Raw genomic sequence first — 22,432 nt, forward strand, 5'->3', positions numbered from 1 at the left:
TTGTTGATTATTTAATAGTTTTTTTGTATAGATTTTCATCTAACAGATTTTTTGTTTCATTGATATTTGTAGGTTGTATTTTTATTAACCATCCCTTATTATAAGGGTCATTATTGATTATTGATGGATCACGTTCTACGTTTTTATTTATTTCAATTACTGTTCCTGTAATTGGGCTATAAATATCTGATGCTGCTTTTATAGATTCAATGATAGCTATTATATCCTTTGCTTTTATTGTTTGATATTTTTTTATAGAAAAATTAATAAAAATTAAATCTCCAAGTGTTTCTTGAGCATAATTAGTGATTCCAATTTTGCATATTGTTTTTAGATTATTTATTTCAATCCATTCATGTGTATCTGTAAATTTTAACTGATAGTTTTTTTTCATTGTTATTAAAATTATTTTATATATAAAATTTTATTATAATATAAATTGTATTAATTATAAAAAAAATTATGGTAAGGTACATTCTTATTTTTTTTAAGTATTTGTTTAAGATTATTAGTTTATTATTTTTAATAAATTAGTTTTGTAGATTGTGTAGTATTACATTTTTTATTATTTTTGAAAGTTTTATATAAATAAAAGTTTAATTTCTTAAACCAATGCCTTTTTTTAGAAGTATTTTATTAATCGTAAAGAATACAATTATTATTATACAGATTATAAATATTGAAATGTTTATATTTTTTTCTTCATTATTAGTTATAGCGTAACGTAATATCTTTATCATGTAAAATATTGGATTTATGTACAAAATAGTTTTCCATGTGTTGGATAGCATATTACTTGTATAAAAAATTCCTCCCAAATAAGTTAATGGTGTAAGAAAGAAATTTGGGATTATTGTAATATCATCAAAATTTTTTGCTAAGAGTGCATTTGTAAATCCGGTTAAGGAAAAAATACTAGATACTAATATAATTATTAGTATGGTAAGTGCTAGATGTTTTATTGGTATAAAATAGAAAAAGCAAGATACTGTGTATACCAGTACAGATACTATCATTCCTCTTAATATACCACCAAATGTATATCCAATGAGTAGTAAATTATCACTCATGGGACTTATTAAAATTTCTTCTATATTTTTTTGGAATCGTGCATTAAATAATGATGATGAAACGTTGTTATAAGAATTTATTATGACAGACATAATAATTAATCCTGGAGTAATAAAACTAGAATAGTTCATATTGTGATTTATTAATCCTATTTGTTTCCCTATTATGGTTCCAAATATTAAAATATAAAGTGTACTATTTATTATAGGAGGAATGAATACTTGGTTTGCTATGCGTATAATACGCATATATTCATGTTTAATAAGTGTATATAAAGCAATGTATTGTTTTTTAATGGTAATCATGATTGATTATTGATTAAGTCTAAAAATAGTGTTTCTAATCTGTTAGTTTTGTTACGCATACTATGGATTATAAATCCGTTTTTTGATAATGAATTAAATATTTCATTTAGTGAATAGTTATTTTCTATATGAATTTCAAAAGTGTAATTGTCAATTTTTTTTGTATATATAGATTTTAGTTTAGGTGGAGATTGAAATGGTTGTTTTGTATTAAAAATAAAAATTTGTTTTTTTAAGGTTTTAAGTAAGGTTTTTATAGAAGTATTATATACAATAATGCCTTTATGAATTATTGCAATATTTTTACATAGTTGCTCTGCTTCTTCTAAATAATGAGTTGTTAATAAAATTGTAGTTCCTTCCTGGTTGGTTTTTGTTAAGAAACTCCACATATTATGTCTATTTTCTATATCTATTCCAGCTGTTGGCTCATCAAGAATTAAAATTTTTGGTTCATGTATTAATGCTCTGGCAATCATTAATTGTCTTTTCATCCCTCCAGATAGGTATCTTATAGTTAATTTTCTATTTTTCCATAAGCCAATTGTTTTTAATAACCATTCCATTCTTGGTTTTGTCTCTTTTTCTGTCATTCCATAATATCCTGCCTGATTAATTAGAATTTGTTCACTATTTTCAAATATGTTAAGATTGAATTCTTGTGGAACTAATCCCATATAAGATTTTGCTAGTTTAGGATGTTTATCTAAATTGTTATTATAAATATAAATATTTCCTGATGTTTTTTTTAGTAATGTTGTAATTATTCCAATTGTCGTAGATTTTCCTGCTCCATTACTTCCTAATAGAGCAAAGAAATCTCCAGGATTGATATTTAAATTAATGTTTTGTAGTGCATTGAATCCATTACTATATGTTTTGTATAGATTTTTAATTTGTATAGCAAGCATAATTATATAATATTGAAAAATTTTTAATTTATAACTTAATTAATATTAAATATAGATTTATTTTGTTAATATGTATACTCTATGGTAGGAAATTTTTCTTCTTTTATTTCTTTGTTATATTTGTTTATAGAATTTAAGATCGTATTTTTTATTTTTGTATATTGTTTTAAGAATTTTGGTTTAAATTTTGTTTGTATTCCTAGTAAATCGTGCCATACCAGTATTTGTCCATCTGTGTTGGGTCCAGCTCCAATACCGATTGTAGGTATTTTTATGGATTTTGTAATGTTTTTTGCTAATGATTCTGGTACACATTCTATTATTATAGAAAAACATCCTGATGATTCTAAGTTTTTTGCTTGATTTAAGATTTTGTTTTGTTCTTCTTTGGTTATTCCTTGTATTTTATATCCTCCTAATTTATAGATAGATTGTGGAGTTAATCCTATATGACCCATAATTGGAATTCCTGTTTCTACTAGAAAATTGATTGTTTTATATATATGATTATTTCCTCCTTCGATTTTTATTGCTTGTGCTCCAGATTGAATAATTTTTTTTACATTTTTTATTGTGTCTGATAATGAGTAGCAGTAACTTAAAAATGGTAAATCACTAATTATAAATTTATTTTTTATTCCTTTATATACAGCTTTTGTATGAGATGTGATCATATCTATGGTTGTCATTGTGGTATTTGGATATCCATATATTACCATAGATACTGAGTCTCCTACTAATACTCCATCGATATTAGATTCAGAAACTATGCATGCTGATAAATAGTCGTAACAAGTAACCATACTTATTTTGTAGTTATTTTTTTTTAATTTAAAATCATTGATTTTCATTATAAATGATAATAATCTAATTTTAATTAATTTTTAATATTATAAATCATTCATATTAGCAATGAAATACTATATTTTGGTTTTGTAATAATATTTTTTTTAAAATGAATTTTTTTGATATGATTATAGATAAGTAGAATATTTAGAAGGTTTTATTTTGAAAGATTTTAAATATAGTAAAGTAATTTAATGATTTTTAAAATTATATGTTATTTTATTTTTAAATAATAGTTAATTGTTCTTTAATATTTTTAAGAATAAAAAGGATATTTTTTTTGATGAAAAATGGATTTTTATAGGATATCAATTATTGATGATTTTTAATCAAAAAGAAATTAAAGTTTTATGATTATTTTATTAATATATAAAAAATTTTATTTTTTTATATGCCGAGATGGTGAAATTGGTATACACGTTAGTTTCAGGAACTAATATAGAGTATTTTCTATTTGGAGGTTCAAGTCCTCCTCTCGGCATATGTTCAATATATTTTATTTTATAGTAAGAAAATTTTTTAGTTGTTGGTGTTATTATTTATTAAATTAGCAATTGATTGACCATAGAAAATATTTTTTCCTGTATATATTGTAGAGCTCCATTTAATGTTTTTATTTTTTGGAAATATAAGAATTATTGTAGATCCTAATTTGAAATATCCTATTTCTTTCCCTTTTTTAATTTTGAATTTTGACTTATTAGAATTATTGTTTATTTCGTTTTGATTTGAAAAAAAAAGAAATTCTTTTTTATATGAGTAATTTTGTTCTCCGGTCCAGTTTGTTCCAATTGTTCCTACTAATGTTGCTCCTATAAATATGATATATATATTTCCTATTTGTGTTTTAAATTTCATTATCAATCGTTTATTTCTAGCATATATGAATGGTATGACATGTACTAGTTTTGGATTTACAGAAAATAGTTTTCCTGGTATAAATATTATTTTTTTTAATATGCCGTTTATTGGCATATGAACTCTATGATAATTTTTTGGTGATAAATAAAATATTATAAAATTACATTTATTTAAATTATTATTTAATTTTTTTTTATGAAAAAATAATTCGTTTATTAAGTAAGATTGATTTTTAATTTTTAAAATTTTTTTGTCTTTTAATTCTCCTATTTCATTGATGATTCCATCTACTGGAGATATAATTGTAGCTTTTTCTATAATTCTACAGTTTTTTTTTAAATGTCTTATAAAGAAATCATTAAAACATTTGTATTTTTTTATATTTGTCTCTTTGATTTCGTTTGTATTTATATTGTATTTTTTGATAAATTTTTGGATGAGATAGTTTTTTATAAAAAAGATTTTATTATTTGCAAATATTTTTATTAGTAAAGTTATATTTTTTTTTGAAAAAAATATTTGAAACATAATTTTCAAAGTATTTTTAAGCATTGTCAAGTTTATATTGTGTAGAAAGTTTATTTTATTTATAATAATCTTTATTTTAAATAATTATCAAAAAAATAATAGAATATTATTATGATTTTAAATATTTTTTATAGAGATTGAATTTAATGTGTAGATAAGAACGATAATTATTTATTATTTTATTATAAATCAGTAGATTTTATGTTCTATATGTAATAAAATTACATTTTAATATGATTTTTATAAATTTTATGTTTCTTATATCTTAAGAAAGAGGGTTGTTTGATGTATTATTTTTATTCTAAGAAAATAATTTTATATGGGGTAAATTCAAGTAGTGTTATCAATTAATTTATAATTCTCAGAATTCATTTTATAAAGTTAATAGAAAGCAATTAATATATAGTGTGGAGATCATGAATCTTAGTGAATTAAAGCAATTACCAATTGCTGATCTTGTGAGTATTGCTCAAAAAATGGGTACAGAAAATACATCGCGCATGCGTAAACAAGATATTATTTTTGCAATTTTAAAAGCTCATTCTTGTAAGGGAGAAGATATATTTGGAGGCGGAGTATTAGAAATTTTGCCAGATAGTTTTGGGTTTTTAAGATCTGAAGAGGGTTTTTATCAAGCTGGTCCAGATGATATTTATGTTTCTCCTAGTCAAATAAGAAGATTTGGTCTTCGTACTGGTGATACTATCATAGGAAAGATTCGACCGCCTAAAGATAATGAACGTTATTTTGCTTTATTAAAAGTTGATCAAATTAATTTTGATTCTCCAGAAGATGCTAAAAGAAAGATTTTATTTGAAAATTTAACGCCTTTATTTGCTACAAGGCGTTTGATTATGGAACAAGGAAATGGTAGTACTGAAGATTTAACAGCTAGAGTTATTGATCTTTGTGCTCCTTTTGGTAGAGGTCAGAGAGGATTGATTGTTTCACCTCCCAAGGCAGGGAAAACTATTATGTTGCAGAATATTGCGCACTCTATTGAAAAAAATTATGTAGATTGTTATTTAATAGTTTTATTAATTGATGAGCGTCCTGAAGAAGTTACTGAAATGCAACGTTCTGTTAAAGGTGAAGTTGTTGCCAGTACTTTTGATGAGCCTGCTAATCGTCATATTCAGGTAGCTGAAATGGTTATTGAGAAGGCTAAACGTTTGGTAGAGCATAAGAAAGATGTTGTAGTTCTTCTTGATTCTATTACTAGATTAGCTAGGGCTTATAATGCTGTTATTCCATCATCTGGTAAGGTTTTAACTGGTGGTGTTGATGCAAATGCATTACAGCGACCTAAGAGGTTATATGGTGCGGCTAGAAATATTGAAGAAGGTGGTAGTTTGACTATAATTGCTACTGCTTTAATTGATACTGGTTCTAGGATGGATGAGATAATTTATGAAGAATTTAAAGGAACAGGAAATATGGAGATTCATTTAAGTAGAAATATAGCGGAGCGCAGAGTTTTTCCTGCTATAAATATAAATAGATCTGGTACTCGTCGTGAGGATCTATTATTGAGTTCTGAATATTTACATAGAATATGGATATTGAGGAAAATTTTACAATCTATGGATGAAACTGATTCTATAGAGTTTTTATTAGAAAAGATGAAACATCATAAAACTAATTCTGATTTTTTTGATGCGATGAAACGTCAAGAATGAAGATTTAATTATATTTTGTATCTCTTGTTTTATATGTTTTTATTAATTTGTAATTTTATGGGGAAAAAAGTATTTTTGGTTAGGAATTATAATAGTTTTGTTAATTTTATTTTTTGTTCATATTTTTTATAAATATAAATATTTTATTAGAACGGTTTTTATTTTATAAATAAAGATGTTTTCGTAAAGAAAATTTGTTTTTTACAGATTTATATAGGAGATTGTAATGTTGTTTTTTTATTGGATTTTTGGTTTTTTTATTATCTCGTTTGTTATTTATTTGATTTTTAATGTTATTAGATATAATTTAGAACAATTTAGTAGGGAAGATTTTCGTAAGAGTTTTTTTGTGATGGGTATTTTGTCTCTATTATTGATTTTATTGGTAAGTGTTATGGTTTATATAGTAAGATAAATATCTTATATGAATATTATATAATTGAAATATACAAAGTTATAGTTTAATAATACGATTATTTTTTGTGCCAATTATAATTTTATTTGCAGTTCTTTTTGCAAATATTCCGTTTTCTATTACTCCTGGTATATTGTTTATTTTTTTTTCTAAAGATTTTGGATTTTTTATGTTTAAATTATGAACATCTAATATTATGTTTCCGTTGTCAGTTATGAAATTTATTCTTTGTTTAGGAATTCCACCTAGTTTAGTTAGTTCGTTTATTACATGATTTTTTGCCATTGGTATAACTTCTACTGCTACTGGAAATTTACCTAATTTTTTGACAATTTTTCTTTCTTCAACAATGCAGATAAATTTTTTTGCAAAGGAAGCAATAATTTTTTCTCTAGTTAATGCTCCTCCTCCACCTTTGATCATATTGTATTTTGTTGTGATTTCATCTGCGCTATCGATATAGATAGGTAAATCTGAAATGGAATTTATATTTGTAATGGGTAAATTGAAAAATTTAAGGTATTGTTCTGTTATTTTAGAACTTGGTATATATAGTGTTTTTTTATTTAAATATTTTATTGTAGATATATACTTTATAAAATAATTTACGGTTGTTCCTGTTCCAATTCCTATAATAGATGAGTTTTTAATATATTTTAAAGTTGATTTTGCTATTTTTTTTTTATTGAGTTCATTTTTATAATAAATATATATTTGTTGATTGTTATATATAAAATTAAATTGTTAATATGTTGTTATGTGTAACAGATATAGATATAATTTGTTATTATAGATGTTTTTTTACAAACATGGTAGTTTTATTCCTATTTGTTTTTGATATTTTCCTTTTTTGTCTTGATAAGATATTGAGCAGTTTGAGTCGGATTCTAAAAAAATTATTTGTATGATTCCTTCTTTTGCATATATTTTTACTGGTAAATTTGTGGAATTAGATAATTCTATTGTTATATGTCCTTCCCATTCTGGTTCTATTGGTGTTATATTAGTTATAATTCCGCATCTTGCATATGTAGATTTTCCTATACAAATTGCCAAAATATTTCTTGGTATTTTAAAGTATTCTATTGTTCTTGTTAATACAAATGAATTAGGTGGTATTGTACAAGTATTTTTTGATGAATTTAGAAAACTATTTTTGTTAAAGTTCTTTGGATCTACAATAACGGAATTTATATTAGTGAAAATTTTAAATTCATTAGAACATCTGGCATCATATCCATAGCTAGATAATCCATACGAAATTATTTTTTTGTTCCCTTTTTTTCTAATATTTGTTTTTTCAAATGGATTAATCATATTATGAGTTGTAGACATATATTTAATCCAATTATCTGATTTTATTGGCATATTTTAAAAAAACAGAAGAAAAATGGCTTTTTTTAAACTAAAAAAGCCCATTTTAGAAATATGGGCTCTTTAGTTTTTTGTTTTTTTTGTATATATACACATAGTATATATTTGTAATTACTATTAATAAAAATTAGAAATTACATGTTGCTTGTCCACTTTATTCCAAAGAATGGACCATATACAGAAAAGTTTGAGTTTCTTGATAATGAATTGTTACTTATTGTATCTATCACATTTGAGTAACTAATCCAAGTCCATCCTGTATTTAACGTTACATCTCCTTTATTTGTCATGTATGTGTATTTTGCTCCTAGTTGAGTTTCTATTCCAGGAATTATAGATGTTTTTGATTTGGTATCGTAAGTTACTTCTCCTTTCTCATTGAAATGAGTTGATATAGATTTATGATCTCCAGATAATATAGCTGTTGATCCCTTACCGTATATTGAAAATCCGTTTCCAAAATTATATGTTATATCGGTTCCTATATTTGGTCCCATTCCTGTATATTGAGTACTTTCTTTATATAGTAGATTGTTGTTTGCAAAGTCTTGACTAGATAAAGTTAGTTTTTGATCTCTTTCTATATTGGAATATTGAATTCCAGTATGAATTCTTATATTAGTAAGGTTATTTAGATTTATAGTTTGTCCGAATTCTAGATCCATTGAATTCCATTTTGGTTTTATATTTTCCCCGGAAATGTCGGTGATCATAGATGTTTTGTGTGGTATTAAATCTATTAAATCTCCTTGATGTATATTATTTTCTTCATTTCCTTGCCAATGATTCCAGTTGAATGTTATATCATTTCCGGAATTTAAGTAATAAGAGCTTACTAATTTGAAACCTAGATTATGTTCTAAATTTATAAGGTATGGCCATGTAATGTAACTATCGCTTATGTTTGATTGTTCATTATCATGATTGTTTTCGTTTGTTTCAGAGCTTAAATATAAAGTATAAGCACTAAAATCCCATGTATTTTTTTTGCATGGAACAGAAACCGATAAAGGAGTACAAAAGGACCCCATAGTTCCAGCGAATACTGCGCTGCTACTTAAAGTAAGTACGGCTATTGCTGTTTTTTTTAGATTTAACATTCTGATCTCCAAAAATTTTGTTTTTTAGATTATTTATTATTATGATTAATGATTATATTATGCATATAATACCATTGATATATAATCTTATATTATGTTTTTTTTTAAAAAAGTCAATACTATTTTTATTTAAAAGTTCTATTTTTTATATAAAATAGTAGTAACTTTAAAGGTTTTATTTTATATTACATAAATTAGTTTTTAATTATTTTGAATGAAATAAATATTTCAGAACTTTATGTAATATTTATATTTTATAGATAAATTTTTAAAGTTTTAAAGTGTTTCTGAATTTAATTGTAAAAATTTGATAATGCCTTCTGAGGAAGGATGTATTGTTTTTTTACCATTTTCCCATCCGGCTGGGCAAACATTTCCATTAGTTTCAAATGTTTGTATTGCGTTTAGTATTCTTAGTATTTCATCTATGTTTCTTCCAATTGGTAGATCATTTATACTTTGGTGTCGTATTATTCGGTTTTTATCTATTATAAATGTTCCTCTTAAAGATATTCCTTCATTTGGGTGTTCTATTTCATAGGATTTACATATAGTATGTTTTACATCTGAGACCATTACAAATTTAACAGGTCCAATTCCTCCATTTTTTATTGGGGTATTTTTATATGTGTAATGTGAAAATTGGGAATCTACAGATATAGATATAATTTCTGTATTTAAGTTTTTGAATTCATTTATTCTATGATTTATAGATATTAATTCTGTTGGACATACAAATGTAAAATTAAGTGGGTAAAAAAATAGAACTGTATATTTGTCTTTAGTTCTTTCATATAAATTAAATTCATTAATTATAGAATTGTTTTCAAGTACAGCTGGTGCTGTAAAATTAGGTGCTTTTTTACTAACTAATATTGTACTCATTGTGTTTTCCTGTATTTTATGGTTTTTTTAATTGTATTAATTGTTTTGTAGTATTGTTTTTAGTTTTCCTTGATTAAAAAGATTTTCTATAATATCTGATCCTCCTATTAACTTTCCGTTTACATATAGTTGAGGAAATGTTGGCCAATTAGAGTATTTTGGCAGTTCCTTACGTATGTCATTATTTTCTAATACGTCTACGTATTTGAAATTTTCTATGTTACAAGCAATGATATATCTTACAGCTTTTTCAGAAAATCCACATTTAGGATTATCAGGATTTCCTTTCATATATAGAATGATTGGGTTTTCGTTGATTTGTTTTTTGATAAGATCAATTACTAGTTGATCATGTTCGTTTTTAATTTCTTTGTTCAAAGTAAAACCTCATTTATAATTTTAATTTTATATTTTATGATAATTTATTAGTGTTAAGATTGCAAATTTTATAATGATTGAAAATTAATTTTTTTATTGATAATTGATTTTTTTTGAAAATTTGTTGTTTAGTACTTGAAATTTATTGTCAATTTTATATATAATAAAAATATTTAAATTTATTTATAGGACAGTTAATATGGCATTTAGTTTATCTCCACTCCCTTATGAAATGGATGCGCTTGTTCCTTTTTTATCAAAAGAGACTATATATTTTCATTATGAGAAACATCATCGTACTTATTTGAATAATCTTAATAGGTTAATTGCTGGTACTAAATATGAATCTTTTACTATAGAAGATATTGTACGATGTTCATCTGGAGAATTGTTTAATAATTCTGCACAAGTATGGAATCATACATTTTATTGGAGGTGTTTGAGTCCTGTTTCTGGTGGTAATCCAGTTGGAAAGATTTATGACATTATTGTCAATAATTTTGGGTCATTTGATAAATTTAAGGATAGTTTTACTAATAGTTCTTTATCTTTTTTTGGATCTGGATGGGTTTGGTTAGTATTAGACAATAATAAAGATAATTCAGTAAAAATTGAGACTACTATTAATGCATATAATCCATTAATCCAAGATAAAATTCCATTATTAACACTTGATTTATGGGAACATTCTTACTATATAGATTATAGAAATTCTAGAATAGATTATATTAATTCGTTTTGGAATTTAGTTAATTGGGAATTTATTAACAGTAGAGTTTGTTAGTTTTTATATGGTAGTTTTTTTATAATGCTTTAGGAATAAATAATTTTTTTGGATTTTATATTTTTTTAATACTGTAGGCGTTCATATATTTAAAATATTTTTAGTTATAGTTATTGTTATTTGTTATATAATTTTTGTCTTATAATTTCGTATAGACAAATTCCTACTGATACAGAAATATTTAGACATTTTAGTTCGTTATTGAATGTTGGAATTGAAAATAAAAAGTCACATTGTTGTTTAACAGAACAACGTATCCCTTTGTTTTCGGATCCAAATATTAAAGCAATATTTGTTGATTTAAAGTCGATTGTGTATAAATTTTTATTTGCTTCTGGTGTAGAACCGAAGATCCATATTTTATTTTTTTTTAAGGTTTTTATAGATCTGATTAAATTAGTTGTTGTAATAATTGGTATATAGTGTAATGATCCACAAGAAGTTTTATTAATAATATGGGTAAATCTTGTTGTGTTATTTTTTTTTTGTATTAGTATAAAATCTACTTTAGATAAACTTGCTGTTCTTATGCATGAGCCTAAATTTTGTGGATCTGTTATTCCATCTAATATTACTATTAAGTTAGAATTTTTTTTATTTTTAATTAATTTTTCTAGTTTTTTTTCATTATGAAAATATTTATTATTGTTAGTGATTGCGATAATTCCTTGATGAAGGATATTAGGATACATTTTTCTAATTTTATTTATTGAAATTCTTTCAATAAGAATATTATTTTTATTAGCTAATTGAATAATTTTTTGAAAACGTATGTCATTTCTTGTTTTGTTAATGATTATTTTTTTTATGTTGTTGTCAATGTTTTTTTTATTATTTAATAATAGTAAATGTACTGGATGAAATCCGTATACATAATAATTATGCATAATCAAAGTTTATTAATAAGTTGGAGAATAACTTTTTTTTTATTTATATTAATGTTTGTTATAGATACATTTATGGTATCTCCTAAATTATATATATTTTTATTTTTTTTTCCAATCAAATTATATTTGATATTATTAAAGATATAATGATCATCTTTTAATGTTTTTATATAAATTATTCCTTTTAAGTGCCATTTTTTTAAATCTACGATTATATTAAAATGAGTAATTGATATTATTGTTCCTTGTATTTGTTTTCCTATTTTTTTTTGTAAAAAATTGCATTTTAACCATAAAATTAGATTTTTTGTGACTTTATCTGAACGTTTTTCTGTGAAACTGCAATGTTTGCTTAATTTCTTAATATCTGTTTGAGAATAGTAAAAATTTTTAGATGATTTATATTCGATAATGTGTGATATAGCTCTGTGAATTAGTAAATCTGAATATCTACGTATTGGAGAGGTAAAATGTGTATATTCTTTGTAAGCTAGTCCGAAATGTCCTATATTTTTTTCGCTATATTTTGCTCGTTTCATTGATTTTATTATTGTTGATTCAAGGAAATAGTATTTAGGTTTTTTATGAATTTCATTTATTATTTTTTGTATATCTTTTGATTCGATTAATTTATTATTTTTAGTTTCAAATCCTATTCTATTTAGAAATAGAAATAATTTTTTTATTTTCTTTTTGTCTGGATTCTCATGGATTCTGTATATGGATGGAATTTTATATTTTATTAATAATTTTGCAATTTCTGTATTAACCATTAGCATACATTCTTCAATAATATCATGTGCATCATTTTTTTTTACAGATATTATTTTTTTGATTTTTTTTTCTGTGTTTAATTTTAGTGAAATGTCTGTATTGTTTAATTTTAGTGCTCCACGTAATTTTCGATTTTTAAGTAAAATTTGTTTTAATTGATACAGTTTTTTGATAATAGTCCAATTTTTTTTATGTTTGTTGTCAATATTTTTTGCATTTATCCATTTATTTACTTGATTATAAGTGAGTTGAGCATATGAACGAAAAATTCCTTTATAAAAATATGTATTATTAATTTTTCCATTTTTATGGATATTAATTTCAATGATTATACATAATCTATCTTTGTTTGGTAATAATGAACATATATTGTTGGACAGTTTCTCTGGAAGCATTGGTATAACTTTATTAGGGAAATATATAGAGTTTCCTCTTTTTGCTGCTTCTTTATCAATTAGTGAATTAATTGGAATATAATGGCTAACATCAGCAATAGCTACATAAAGTTGATAATTTTTTTTAGGTGTTTGTTTACAATATATTGCATCATCTAGGTCTTGTGCATTTTCATTATCTATTGTAATAAATGGTATTTTTCTTAGATCTTTTCTTTTTTTGAATTCAGATTTTTTTATGTATTGTGGGATTTTTTTCGTCTCAGTTAATATTTTTTTTGGCCATTTATAAGGAATTTTATTAGACAATATTATTGCTTTTGTTTCTATTTCTGTTGTTATGCTATTTCCTAAAATTTTTATAATTTTTCCGTTTGTTTTATATTCTTTTGCTGAATATGTAGTGCTTACTAATACTATTTGTCCAGATATAGCTCCTAGATAAAATTTTTTATGAATGAAGATTATATTTTTTAAAGTTTTATTATAAGGTATAACATATCCTATATTTTTTTTTATAAAAAATTTTCCTATTTTTAGAGAATAATTTTTAATAGTTTTGTGATTTATTTTTTTTTTCATATTAATAGTAAGATTTTAGTAATTATTAGTTATATGTGTAAAAATATATTTTTAAGGGAATATGAATATTTTTATTTTTTAGTTAATATTGGTTAGATATTTGTTTTTTTGTAGAGTATAACGATAGTAAAAAATGTATTTATATTTATGCAATTTTAAATTTTAAGTTTAAGATTTTTTATTTATTTTAATAAGGTGGTAGATATAGTATCTTATTATATATTATAAAAAATATATTATTAAAAATAATAAATAGACATACTTTGTTGTTTTTTATTGTAAATATAAAAATATTGTTTTTTTTAGATTATTATTATAATGATAAATATTTTAATTTTATTAAATATTTTTTAATTTTTAAAATTATTTAGTTTTTAATGATATTCTATCATAGTTTGTTATTTCATTATAACGAATAATGATTTCTAATAATATTTGTATATAGAGGTTTTTAAAAAAAATTAAAATTTTATAGAAATATAGTTTAGTCCTTTAAAAGGATTTCATATAAAATTTTATAGTTTTGTATTAGATATGGTTATTAAGGAATGTATAGTTTTTTGAATAAATCATATTAAGTTGATTAGTTTATTTTTTTGTATATAGTTTTTATTAAATTTATATTAATATTATGTGAGTGAATTAGTAATTTTATGAATAAATTTGAATTTCATTATGTTTAAGCATTTAACGAATAAATTATCATTTATATTTGATAAGTTTAAAAGAAAAAAAAATATTGGTAGGGATAACGTTTGTTGGATGTTAAATAAAGTTCGTATTTCTTTTATTGAATCAGGTGTATCGATTATTGTTGTTGATGATTTTATAAAAAAAGTAGAACAAAAAATATTAGGGGAAAGAGTATTCTCTGATGTAAAATCATTTAAATTTATTATGAAAGTTATTTACGACGAGTTAGTTTCTGTGTTGGGGGGTAAGGTATGTAATGAATTAATTTTAAAGAGTTGTAATTTTCATTACAAATCTATTGTAATATTTTTTTTGATTGGATTGCAAGGTTCAGGAAAAACAACAACTTCTGCTAAGTTAGCTTGGTATTTGAAGGAAAAAATGTGTAAAAATGTTATGTTATCTAGTTTAGATGTATATAGGCCTGGAGCAATTGAACAATTAAAGATTTTATCTGAAGAGATCATGGTTCCTTTTTTTTCTTTAAATTTATTAAGAGACCAGTATGCACCAATAGATATTGCAAAAAAAACATTAAAAGAAGCAGAAAGATTGAATGCGGATATAGTGATTTTTGATACAGCAGGAAGGTTACATATAAATTCTGTTATGATGAAAGAGTTAAAGGATTTGTATGATAATATTTGTCCATCAGAAGTTTTATTCGTGATTGATAGTATGGTAGGTCAAGATTCAATTAATATTGTAAAGAGTTTTTATAATTTTATTCCGTTTACAGGATTTATTATAACTAAAACTGACAGTGATTCTCGATGTGGTGTGGCTTTTTCTATAAAGTATGTTGTTGATAAGCCTATTAAGTTTATAGGAAATGGAGAAAGTATTTATGATTTTGAGTTTTTTTATCCAGATAGAATTGCTTCTACCATATTAGGTATGGGTGATATTCTTGGTTTTTTTGATGAAATTCAAAAGAAAATGGATAATAATATTACAAATAATCGGGAAAGTGTAGAATTATTTGATAGAGTCAGTGATGGTAGATTATTAGGTTTAGAAGATTTTAGGAGGTATTTATTAAATTTATATAAGGTAGAAAATATTTCTAGTTTAATAAATAGGTTACCAAGTATGAATCTAAATTTAGAGAGAATAAAACATTCTTTTAGTAAACAAGAGATTAAAAAATATATTGCTATAATTAATTCTATGACTTTAATAGAACGTAACTTTCCTAAGATTATTATTGGTTCTCGAAAAAAAAGGATAGCAATTGGTTCTGGAACAAAAATTCAAGATGTCAATCGTGTATTAAAAGAGTTTGATAGAGTTAATAAAATAATTAAAGATTATAAAAAAGTTGATAATTTTAAGAAATTGTTTTTTAAAAAATATAAAAGATGATTGGTTAATAATTTTTTTAGGTTATTTTTAATATTATTTAATGATGTTAATATTTTGGTATTTTTTTTGTTAAAATGTATGTCTTAATCCTGGTGCTTGAAAATATTTTTTATCTTGTAATCTTAAAGCTGTTAATTTTTTCCCCCATACACATCCAGTATCTAATGGATATATTTTTGGTTGTTTACATATACCATTCAATTTAGACCAATGTCCAAATATGATGTCTTCATGTATGTTTTTTCTCGTAGGAACTTCAAACCATGGGAAATAATTGTTTTGTTTTAAGTTAATATTTTTATATTCTAGTAATAGATTTCCATTTATATTACAGTATCTCATTTTTGTGAAGTAATTACTTAGTTTTATATATTTATTATGAATGTGTTTATATTGTTGATAACTGATTTTTTTTTCGTATAATTGATTAGTTATTGAAAAATATAATCCTGTATTTATATATATTTTTAATTGATTTGCATAAAATTTTGCCAATTTGGAATCCCATATAGGTGGTATTCCGGCATGACACATTATTACATTTAGTTTTTTACTATAATGTATAATAGATTGTTGTTTTAACCAATGTCCTAAATGTAATATGTCATGAGCTTGTAATATTGTTTTAGTTTTTTTATTGATGTGTTTTGAAAAGTGCTTATTAAATATACAATTAAGTAGATATAAATCATGATTCCCTAGGGATATATTTGGTTTTATGGGTAAATTTTTTATAAAACGTAATACTTTTATAGAATTAGGTCCTCTATTTACTAAATCTCCTACAAACCAAAGTTTGTCTCTTTTATCAGAAAAATCAATTATTTCTAAAAGATTTAATAAACTGTCATAACATCCGTGTATGTCACCTATTGCGTAATCAGACATTATTAAATTAATGAAAATTAAAGATATTTAAAAATGATAATATAACCTATTTTATAGGATTTATTCAATTATTTTATAATTTATTATTAAAATTTAATATGTCAATATAGTATATATGTTTCATATATAATGAAATGTATAATATTACATATTTTTGTATAATTTTAGTTTTATATTAGAATAGATTGACTTTTTTGGTATGTGTTTAATGACATTGTATAGAGTATTTTTTTATAAAATTTGTAATTTTAATATAATCATTAATATCAATCTGTTCGGGTCTTAATTTAGGATTGATTTGTAATTTGATAAAATGTTGTTGTTTTAATATTGGTTTAAAATTATTTAATAAAGTTTTTCGACGTGTTGAAAATGCTTTTTTTATTACTTTATTCAGTAATAAATAGTCTGTGGTTTTACTTAGAGGATGAGAATATGGAATTAATTTTATCATTGATGAGGTTACTTTTGGTTTTGGAGAAAAATTTTCTGGTTTTACTGTAAATAAGTATTGAATTCTATAATTGTATTGCATAATGATTGTCAATTGTCCATATTTCTTGGAAGATGGACTTGCTATTAATCTTAAAGCAACCTCTTTTTGTATCATAAAATGCATTGTGCTAATAAATTTTTTATATTTTATAAGATATATTAATAGCTGTATTGATATATTATAAGGTAAATTCCCTACTATGTGTAAATTCTTCCCCCATTGGGAATAATCTATGTCTAATGCGTTTTTTATAATTAATTTTAATTTATTGGAATATGGAAGTTTAAGTAATGGTTTTTGAATTGTTTTGTCTATATCTATTGCTATTAATTGATTTAATTTTTTTAATAGATATTTAGTTATTGCACCTAAGCCAGGGCCTATTTCTATAGTTTTGTCTTTTGGATTAATATTTAGTAAATGTAGAATTTTTTTGATTATTTTTTTTGATTTTAAAAAATTTTGTCCAAATTTTTTTTGGTAAATGTGGCGATATTGTTTAGACATTTTAATTTTATTAATTGAGAAGTTATTATAATTAGTATAGGATATATTATTATATTAATAATATGGTGTGTTAGAGAATTACGTTATCTTTATAAGATATAAAAATAAATTTTTTGATTTTATTTTTTTAATAAAAAATTATTAGTATAGTGTAATTGATTATTTGTAAATTTTAAGAATTTTATTGATATTTATAGTTTGTAAATTTATTTTTAATAAAATTTTTGTTTTAAAATATGTTAATATTTTTTTTAAGAAATTTATTTTAATATGGATAATAATATAGAAAATTTAGAAAATTTTATAAAAAAACAAGATATTAAATTTGTTAATTTAAAATTTATAGATTTTTTTGGTAAAGATAATGGAATTTTAATAGCATCTGAGTTTATCAATAAAAATTTTATAAATTCTGGAAAAATAATTAGTGGTTCTTTGTTAAATCAATATTTAAAATCGGATTATAAAGAATATAAATTGATTCCTGATATTAATCATTTTTGGATTGATCCTTTTAGTCAAGATAATACTGTTATAATTTATTGTGATATATTTGATTTTGAAAATAATACATATCTGTATTGTGATTTTCGTTCTTTAGCAAAAAGAGCAGAAAGTTATATTAATACAAATGGGTTTGCTAATAAGGTGATATTCAAGGTGTCTCCTAATTTTTTTTTGTTTGATGATGTTTTATGGAAAACGGAGATGAATGGAGTATTTTATCAGGTAAATTCTAAAGTATTAGATTGGAAAGTAAGTGGTCGTTTTGAAGAAAATTATGTTTTTTCTTTAGATGAAATGTTTAATAAAGATACAACTGGGCTATCAATAGATTTCTCAAAAGATATATGTTCTACCATGTCTAATACATTGTGTTCAATAGGTATACCTATTGAAATGCATTATTCGAATAAATTTAATAGTAATCAATGTGTTTTAACTATGCAGAATAATTCTTTATTAAATCAATCTGATTTTTTTCAGATTGTAAAATATATAGTTCATAATGTATCTCATAATTATGGAAAAACATCTACTTTTATGCCGTATCCTGTTGTTGGAATTAAAGACAATATTATGTATTGCAGTCATTTTCTGGTAAAAGATAATGTTAATTTATTTTTTTTGAAAAAAAATTTTAATTCTTCTCTGAATAAAGATAATATTTTTTTTTATTATCTTAGTGGTATAATAAAGCATATTCGTGCTTTGCAGGCATTTACTATGCCTAGTGTGAATAGTTATAAAGGAATAAAATCAAATGCTAATAAATCTATTTTTATATCTTGTTATTATTTAGAAAAGAAAGAACAATCTTATTGTAAATTTTATTTAACTAGTAAAAACAGATATTATCAAATAAATATTTGTTTTATGGATTCAATGATTAATCCTTATTTAGCATTTTCAGCTATTGTTATGGCTGGTATAGATGGTGTTTTGAATAAAATTTATTATTCTACAATATTAGATCAGTATATTCTTTCTCAAGAATCTAAAAATAGGTTTTATATAAATAATATTATTTTGTGTAATTCTTTAGAGGAATCTATACAATCATTAAAGAATGATTTTAATTTTTTATTAAATGGAAATGTTTTTTCTAAAAAGTTTATTCAAGATTATATTAAGTTAAAAGAATTAGAAATTAATAAATTTAAATATTTAGTACATCCGTTTGAATTTGAATTATATTATAATTATTAATAATTTTAATTTATAGTTAAATTATATTTTGAATTTATTTTTAAATTAAATTGATTGATTTATTTATAGATTTTTAATTTTTTTTTAAAAGTGTATTTATATGTATGTTTGTTTATAACATCATATGGATTATTCGTACATATTTAATTATTATTTATTATTTATGATAAATAAAAAACAAGTTTTTTTAAGTATATCTAATTTGAGAAATAATATTTTAGAACTTAAATCTATATTTAATTTTGATAATAAATGTAAACGTTTAGTTTACATAAAAGACAAATTAGAGTCACATGATTTTATAAAAGATTTGTTAAAAATAAGGTGCTTTAGAAAAGAAAAGATAGAATTAGAAGAAAAAATTTATAAAATAAATAAGTTAAGTAAATATGTAGATGACATTGAAAGTGTATTTAATTTAGCTTGCAAGGAAAATAATCAGGATATAGTTTTTGATATACAAAGTGAAATAAAAAAAATAAATCAAAAAATAACAGATATTGAGTTCAAATATATTTTTTCAGATAAAATGGATAAGAAGAATGCTTATATGGATATACAGGCTGGTTCTGGTGGGATAGATGCTCAAGATTGGTCTAATATGTTGTTACGTATGTATTTACGTTGGGCAGACAAACATAGTTTTGTTAGTGAATTACTTGAATGTTCTTTTGGAGAAATTGCTGGAATTAAGAGTGCTACTATAAAATTTTTTGGTGAGTACACTTATGGATTACTCAAAACAGAAACAGGGATTCACAGATTAGTGAGAAAATCTCCATTTGATTCAGGTAATAAACGTCATACTTCATTTTCTTCTGTATTTGTATATCCAGATATAGATGAAAATATTCATTTAATGATAAATTTTTCTGATTTGCGTATCGATACATATCATTCTTCAGGTGCTGGAGGTCAACATGTTAATTGTACTAATTCTGCTGTTCGTATAACACATGAGCCTACTGGGATAGTTGTTCAGTGTCAATCTTATAGAAGTCAGCATAGGAATAAGGCTCAAGCAATAAAGCAATTACGTGCTAAACTTTATGAGATTGAAATAAGAAGAAAACAAGCTGAAAAAGAAGTTTTAAACTCTAATAAATTAAAAATTAGTTGGGGATCTCAAATTCGCTCTTATGTTTTAGATAAGTCACAAATTAAGGATTTACGTACTGGAGTTATAGTGAATGATGTTCAATCAGTTTTATATGGTGGGATAGATTTATTTATTAAATCTAATTTAAGAAAAAATATTAGTAATTAAAATTATACATAATAGTGATGATGAATAAGAATTATTTAAATAATACAAGTTTTGTATATAGAGTTCGTAAAGAAAAATTAATTAGTCTAAGGAAACAAGGTTTTAATTATCCAAATAATGTTAACTATAAAGATTTGATTTCTGTAATTTTATCTAAATATAAATGTAAGGAAAAAGATTTTTTATTTAAAAATAAGATAAATGTAATTATTGCTGGACGTATTGTTTTAAAGAGAATTATAGGAAAGGTTGGTTTTTTTCATGTTCAAGATATATCTGGAAAATTACAAGTTTATATAAATAAAAAAGATTTTTTAGTATTGTTTAATAAACTTAAAAATTTAGATTTAGGAGATATTGTATGGATATCAGGTATTTTATTTAAAACAAATACTGGTGAAATTACTGTTAGAGCTAATAAAATGGAACTATTAGTTAAATCTTTACATCCTATGCCAGATAAATTTCATGGTCTTTCTGATAAAGAGATATGTTATAGAAAACGTTATATTGATTTGATGTCTAATGATAGAACAAGGAGGACGTTTTTATTGCGATCAAAAATAATAAGAAATTTAAGAATGTTTATGGATAATAATGATTTTATAGAAGTTGAAACCCCTATGTTACAGTCTGTTCCTGGAGGAGGAGAGGCTAAACCGTTTATTACTTATCATAATGTTTTGGATAAAAAAATATTTTTACGAATTGCCCCAGAAATTTATTTAAAAAAATTAATAGTGGGTGGATTTGAAAGAATTTATGAGATTAATCGTAGTTTTCGCAACGAAGGTTTATCCATATGTCATAATCCTGAATTTACAATGATAGAATTTTATCAGGTATATTCTAATTATCGTTATTTAATGGATTTTACGGAGAAATTAATACATTATTTGTGTGATTCTGTGTTAGGTACAAGAGAAGTTATTTATCAGAATCAATTAATTGATTTTAGAAAGCCTTTTTCTCGATTAACTATAAAAGAATCTATTATTACATATAATAAGGATATTGAAGAAAATGATATAAATACATTAGATAAGTGTAGAGATTTTTTAGATTATTTACATGTGTCATATGATAAAATGGATAGTTTAGACCGTTTACATATGATAATGTTTGAAAAAACAGTAGAAAAATATTTAATACAGCCGACATTTATTCTAGATTATCCTGTAGAATTTTCTCCTTTAGCTAGAAGATGTGATTGTGATCACAATATTTCTGAACGTTTTGAATTATTTATTTGTGGTTATGAAATAGCAAATGGATTTTCAGAATTAAATGATCCGGAAGATCAAGAAAAGCGTTTTAGGAGACAAATTATTAAAAAAAATATTGATGATGAAGAAAAAATGATGTATTTTGATTTAGATTACATTGAAGCATTGGAATATGGAATGCCACCTGTAGCTGGAGAAGGCATTGGAATAGATAGATTAGTAATGATTTTAACTAATTCCGTTTCGATTCGTGATGTTATTTTATTTCCGTTAATGCGGTAAATTATACAAAGTTAGATTAATTTTTTTTTTCAGTATTTTGGAAAATTTTGTTATATAGATTTAAAGATAGTATTAATTTTTAAATTTTATACTATTTATTTATAATGAAATTTATATTAATTTAAATAATTATTTAAAAAATATTTTATTTATATTTTGTAATTTTATTGTTAATTAAGTAATTTTTATTTTGTTTTAAAAAGATAATATAATAATTTATTAT

General features: G+C 23.0%; 21 protein-coding genes and 1 tRNA gene. 8 read left to right on the forward strand and 14 right to left on the reverse strand.

Annotation, left to right across the window (positions count from 1 at the left end; genetic code table 11):
- Positions 1 to 7: 7 nt before the first annotated feature.
- The 4 genes from gcvH to panB form a co-directional block, all read right to left on the reverse strand.
- Positions 8 to 394, reverse strand: coding sequence for a glycine cleavage system protein GcvH (gcvH, locus tag RQL38_RS01835; protein WP_338521337.1), 387 nt, complete (start codon positions 392 to 394; stop codon positions 8 to 10).
- Between the two features lie 202 nt (positions 395 to 596).
- The gene (locus RQL38_RS01840) at positions 597 to 1,376 is read right to left on the reverse strand and encodes an ABC transporter permease (protein ID WP_338521339.1); all 780 of its coding nucleotides are present in this window, start codon (positions 1,374 to 1,376) and stop codon (positions 597 to 599) included.
- Complete coding sequence (locus RQL38_RS01845) at positions 1,373 to 2,287, reverse strand: ABC transporter ATP-binding protein (RefSeq protein ID WP_338521340.1); 915 nt, start codon at positions 2,285 to 2,287, stop codon at positions 1,373 to 1,375. Before RQL38_RS01845 ends, RQL38_RS01840 begins: the two co-directional genes overlap by 4 nt.
- Before the next feature lie 65 nt (positions 2,288 to 2,352).
- Positions 2,353 to 3,138, reverse strand: coding sequence for a 3-methyl-2-oxobutanoate hydroxymethyltransferase (gene panB / locus RQL38_RS01850; RefSeq protein WP_338521342.1), 786 nt, complete (start codon positions 3,136 to 3,138; stop codon positions 2,353 to 2,355).
- 388 nt (positions 3,139 to 3,526) lie between these two features.
- On the opposite strand from panB, the gene RQL38_RS01855 reads away from it, so the two are divergent.
- A tRNA-Leu gene (locus RQL38_RS01855) sits at positions 3,527 to 3,614 on the forward strand.
- A gap of 38 nt (positions 3,615 to 3,652) precedes the next feature.
- Here the strand turns inward: RQL38_RS01855 and asd are convergent.
- Positions 3,653 to 4,546 carry an archaetidylserine decarboxylase gene (asd, locus tag RQL38_RS01860; protein ID WP_338521344.1) on the reverse strand — a complete coding sequence of 298 codons (894 nt, stop codon included), beginning with the start codon at positions 4,544 to 4,546 and terminating at the stop codon, positions 3,653 to 3,655.
- Positions 4,547 to 4,938: 392 nt separating this feature from the next.
- Here asd and rho point away from each other — a divergent pair, with 392 nt between their 5' ends.
- Together rho and RQL38_RS01870 are read left to right on the forward strand one after the other, a co-directional pair.
- Positions 4,939 to 6,201 (forward strand): transcription termination factor Rho, encoded by a 1,263-nt coding sequence (gene rho, locus RQL38_RS01865; protein WP_338521346.1) that lies wholly within the window; start codon positions 4,939 to 4,941, stop codon positions 6,199 to 6,201.
- 226 nt (positions 6,202 to 6,427) lie between these two features.
- Positions 6,428 to 6,616, forward strand: coding sequence for a hypothetical protein (locus tag RQL38_RS01870; protein WP_338521347.1), 189 nt, complete (start codon positions 6,428 to 6,430; stop codon positions 6,614 to 6,616).
- A gap of 39 nt (positions 6,617 to 6,655) precedes the next feature.
- Here the strand turns inward: RQL38_RS01870 and rpiA are convergent, their stop codons facing one another.
- The 5 genes from rpiA to grxD all read right to left on the reverse strand — a co-directional run bounded on the left by rpiA (position 6,656) and on the right by grxD (position 10,314).
- A complete protein-coding gene (gene rpiA / locus RQL38_RS01875) occupies positions 6,656 to 7,324 on the reverse strand; it encodes a ribose-5-phosphate isomerase RpiA (RefSeq protein WP_338522006.1) in 669 nt (222 codons plus the stop codon).
- A gap of 93 nt (positions 7,325 to 7,417) precedes the next feature.
- On the reverse strand, positions 7,418 to 7,984 hold the full coding sequence (gene dcd, locus RQL38_RS01880) for a dCTP deaminase (RefSeq protein ID WP_338521349.1): 567 nt from the start codon (positions 7,982 to 7,984) through the stop codon (positions 7,418 to 7,420).
- A 140-nt stretch (positions 7,985 to 8,124) separates the two neighbouring features.
- Positions 8,125 to 9,090 (reverse strand): Lpg1974 family pore-forming outer membrane protein, encoded by a 966-nt coding sequence (locus RQL38_RS01885; protein ID WP_338521351.1) that lies wholly within the window; start codon positions 9,088 to 9,090, stop codon positions 8,125 to 8,127.
- Between the two features lie 276 nt (positions 9,091 to 9,366).
- Positions 9,367 to 9,975 (reverse strand): peroxiredoxin, encoded by a 609-nt coding sequence (locus RQL38_RS01890; RefSeq protein WP_338521353.1) that lies wholly within the window; start codon positions 9,973 to 9,975, stop codon positions 9,367 to 9,369.
- A gap of 36 nt (positions 9,976 to 10,011) precedes the next feature.
- Positions 10,012 to 10,314: a Grx4 family monothiol glutaredoxin gene (gene grxD / locus RQL38_RS01895; RefSeq protein ID WP_422388210.1), complete on the reverse strand. Its 303-nt coding sequence runs from the start codon at positions 10,312 to 10,314 to the stop codon at positions 10,012 to 10,014.
- A gap of 238 nt (positions 10,315 to 10,552) precedes the next feature.
- Between grxD and RQL38_RS01900 the strand changes: the two genes are divergently transcribed.
- The gene (locus tag RQL38_RS01900; protein WP_338521357.1) at positions 10,553 to 11,137 is read left to right on the forward strand and encodes a superoxide dismutase; all 585 of its coding nucleotides are present in this window, start codon (positions 10,553 to 10,555) and stop codon (positions 11,135 to 11,137) included.
- A 116-nt stretch (positions 11,138 to 11,253) separates the two neighbouring features.
- Here the strand turns inward: RQL38_RS01900 and rlmB are convergent, their stop codons facing one another.
- Positions 11,254 to 12,024 carry a 23S rRNA (guanosine(2251)-2'-O)-methyltransferase RlmB gene (rlmB, locus tag RQL38_RS01905; RefSeq protein ID WP_338521359.1) on the reverse strand — a complete coding sequence of 257 codons (771 nt, stop codon included), beginning with the start codon at positions 12,022 to 12,024 and terminating at the stop codon, positions 11,254 to 11,256.
- 2 nt (positions 12,025 to 12,026) lie between these two features.
- Positions 12,027 to 13,775 carry a ribonuclease R gene (gene rnr, locus RQL38_RS01910; protein WP_338521361.1) on the reverse strand — a complete coding sequence of 583 codons (1,749 nt, stop codon included), beginning with the start codon at positions 13,773 to 13,775 and terminating at the stop codon, positions 12,027 to 12,029.
- A 675-nt stretch (positions 13,776 to 14,450) separates the two neighbouring features.
- Here rnr and RQL38_RS01915 point away from each other — a divergent pair.
- Positions 14,451 to 15,833, forward strand: coding sequence for a signal recognition particle protein (locus tag RQL38_RS01915; RefSeq protein ID WP_338521363.1), 1,383 nt, complete (start codon positions 14,451 to 14,453; stop codon positions 15,831 to 15,833).
- Between the two features lie 69 nt (positions 15,834 to 15,902).
- Here the strand turns inward: RQL38_RS01915 and RQL38_RS01920 are convergent, their stop codons facing one another.
- Together RQL38_RS01920 and rsmA are read right to left on the reverse strand one after the other, a co-directional pair.
- A complete protein-coding gene (locus RQL38_RS01920) occupies positions 15,903 to 16,721 on the reverse strand; it encodes a symmetrical bis(5'-nucleosyl)-tetraphosphatase (RefSeq protein WP_338521364.1) in 819 nt (272 codons plus the stop codon).
- A gap of 205 nt (positions 16,722 to 16,926) precedes the next feature.
- On the reverse strand, positions 16,927 to 17,724 hold the full coding sequence (rsmA, locus tag RQL38_RS01925; RefSeq protein WP_338521365.1) for a 16S rRNA (adenine(1518)-N(6)/adenine(1519)-N(6))-dimethyltransferase RsmA: 798 nt from the start codon (positions 17,722 to 17,724) through the stop codon (positions 16,927 to 16,929).
- A 270-nt stretch (positions 17,725 to 17,994) separates the two neighbouring features.
- On the opposite strand from rsmA, the gene RQL38_RS01930 reads away from it, so the two are divergent.
- From RQL38_RS01930 to lysS, 3 genes are all read left to right on the forward strand, one after another.
- Positions 17,995 to 19,434 carry a glutamine synthetase beta-grasp domain-containing protein gene (locus RQL38_RS01930; protein ID WP_338521367.1) on the forward strand — a complete coding sequence of 480 codons (1,440 nt, stop codon included), beginning with the start codon at positions 17,995 to 17,997 and terminating at the stop codon, positions 19,432 to 19,434.
- A gap of 163 nt (positions 19,435 to 19,597) precedes the next feature.
- Positions 19,598 to 20,701, forward strand: coding sequence for a peptide chain release factor 2 (gene prfB / locus RQL38_RS01935; RefSeq protein ID WP_338521369.1), 1,104 nt, complete (start codon positions 19,598 to 19,600; stop codon positions 20,699 to 20,701).
- Between the two features lie 20 nt (positions 20,702 to 20,721).
- Positions 20,722 to 22,209, forward strand: coding sequence for a lysine--tRNA ligase (gene lysS, locus RQL38_RS01940; protein WP_338521370.1), 1,488 nt, complete (start codon positions 20,722 to 20,724; stop codon positions 22,207 to 22,209).
- Positions 22,210 to 22,432 lie beyond the last annotated feature (223 nt).

This window comes from Candidatus Legionella polyplacis (assembly GCF_037013735.1).
GTDB classification, from domain to species: Bacteria; Pseudomonadota; Gammaproteobacteria; order Legionellales; family Legionellaceae; genus Legionella_E; species Legionella_E polyplacis_A.